Consider the following 2278-nt stretch of genomic DNA (forward strand, 5'->3'; position numbering starts at 1 on the left):
AAGAATCAAGGGAACGCCGTCGCGGCTGAAGTAAAGGGTACAACACCAGATTGCCAAGAAGCAAACAGCGCGTAAACGGCCCCACTCGGGAACCTCCCAGCCAACACACCCACCGGGCAAGCACTCTGTGCTCGCCTCCAGCGCGTCGCTGACTCGACATAATCTACACACCACCCCGCACCCACACAACTTCGCTGGTCACAGCGTCGTTCTCTCTCTTGTTCACCGCAGCCCCCGGAACCGTTGCCCTCCCGGGCCCAATCGACACGAACTCGCTCGGCACCGTTCCCCACCCCGCTACCCTCAGTTACGACTCCCAAGCACAGGCTTACCGACGCACCCGGATCTCCGTCACAGCGGCGAAGGACGCTTATCCCTTGTGGGGACCGGCGATCCTGGTAGGTGGTATCGCTAGTCCGTTCAGCTGGTACCGCTCGGGATCAGGGGTCTCGTTACATGGACAATGACTGACAACGCCCCAGCGGAATCGATTGTTGAACGGCCGGCGCACCATACCCACTGGGGCGGGCTGGGGAGGTGGGCTCGTGGAAGGCTAGCCACGATCAGGCCCGCGCGTCTGCCGGGTTCTGGGGATAGGTCGGCGCAGCAGAGTGAGTCACCGAGTCCCAGATCCCTCCCCATCGGAAATACAACCGAGACTGTCTCTCGGGATAGCCGCGTGGCGGTACCGACTATTCGGACCTGCGGTACCACCTACGCGGACGACCGGCGCCAACAACAGCGACGTCTCCGTGTGTCAAGACCTGAAGGCGCGGCAGTCGATATGCCGTACAGGCGTGTGCTGAGACAACGCGATGGCTTCAAAGTGGGAAGGCGACACCGAAGACTTCAGTTTTACGACCGACATAAGTGGCCCACCCGGGTCGAGGCGAAGCACGCTGTGGCGAACTGGATTGAGTCGCGGGTACGACCGTCGGCGTTTCCACTCCGCGCTTAGCTACGTCCCACCCGTCGAGTTCGAGATGAATCTGGTCAAGTCCTGGGAAGTGGTGTATCTCCCTCCCGCTGGACCTCTACACGTAGGTGATGTTGAACTTGTGCGACTTCGGATCGCCGAGGCGACGGGCCTCCGAGATGAACATTGTGGTTCGCGACTCGGCATCGTGGGACAGAGACAGGTAGATAGCCGACCGAAACGCGAGATCGATGATCATTGACGACTCTGGGGGATCACCCAGCCGCGGGTCGCGGGATTCGAACGTGAAGAAGAGGAACCGCCGGCTGCATATCCAGGCCCTAGTGGGCCGGAACGCAGCGTCGTCGTAGTCTGTAAGGCTTCCCCACACCGACAACGAATGATAGAAGGCAAGGCGAGCAGGGCTCGAGGAGAATACCCCGGGGGTGAACGGATCACGACTCTCCTCGCCGCCTGTGGCGTCCAGGTGGTCTGAGGTGTCGTTGAACCCCTCGGCACGCATACGCCCCTCGTAAGTCACCCGCCAGTTTCCTTGCGTTGGAGCGGTTGCGCATTGGAACTTCGTACGTGTCTGGGTCTGGGCCCTAGTCTCAATGCAAGTCCCCACGTACTCCCACAGGAAATTCTTCGACCCGCGCATGGCGGTTGCCAGTGCCTCCGGAATGGAAACCTCCGTCAATTGGGCTTGTGCTAGCCCATGGTTGTCCGAACAGTGGCCCCAGTACTCCCAGATGTCCATGCAAGAAATCCTATCCTCGGCTGACCCGAATCTTTCATGGGGCGGCCATTCCGCCCGTTCAGCGGGCCCCGCACCGCTGACACGGTGTCTATTGGATCTTCTAAACACTCCCCGCCTCGGAGAGCACAACACTGGCCGGAGGAAAACTACTGACTGAGAGCGCGTCAACAGCAACGGCAAGGACCACCGGTCAAGGGCCACCGGTCAAGGGCCAAAAGCCAGCCTGCTGGATCAAAAGCATCACCCCGGTGGTGACCACAAGAAGGACGAGAGAACTTCGAGGCCGGCGGAGACGATGTCCCTGTCAACTGCGGGTGAAAATTGACCCCGTAGCGACGTCTGGAAAATGCCCCCGACGGTTCAAGTACGTAGATCAAGAAACGATGTATACGCGCATGCCGGCTTCCTGCCCGGCAGCGGCGCCCATCAGTTCACGCCGAGCCCGGGTCCGATATCAACTCCCGGACAGCGACAAACTTCAGCATCGTGCACCAGCTGATCGATCATTGCCGATGCGGCGATGTCGTCACCGAAGATCTTGCCCCATATCCCTACCTCGCCCGCCGGCGTACCTCCCCGCCGGCGGACCACCCCACCAGCGC

1 protein-coding gene is annotated in these 2278 nt (G+C 60.9%); it reads right to left on the reverse strand.

What is annotated here, in order from left to right:
- Positions 1-1034: 1034 nt before the first annotated feature.
- The gene (locus ACT3SZ_RS16365) at positions 1035-1676 is read right to left on the reverse strand and encodes a hypothetical protein (RefSeq protein WP_444620410.1); all 642 of its coding nucleotides are present in this window, start codon (positions 1674-1676) and stop codon (positions 1035-1037) included.
- Positions 1677-2278: the final 602 nt, after the last annotated feature.

The organism is Corynebacterium sp. AOP40-9SA-29, assembly GCF_052377405.1.
Taxonomy (GTDB): domain Bacteria; phylum Actinomycetota; class Actinomycetes; order Mycobacteriales; family Mycobacteriaceae; genus Corynebacterium.

Coding starts and splice junctions, on each gene's coding strand:
- ACT3SZ_RS16365 (WP_444620410.1), bottom strand. CDS start 1,676: ATGGACATCTGGGAGTACTGGGGCCACTGTTCGGACAACCATGGGCTA.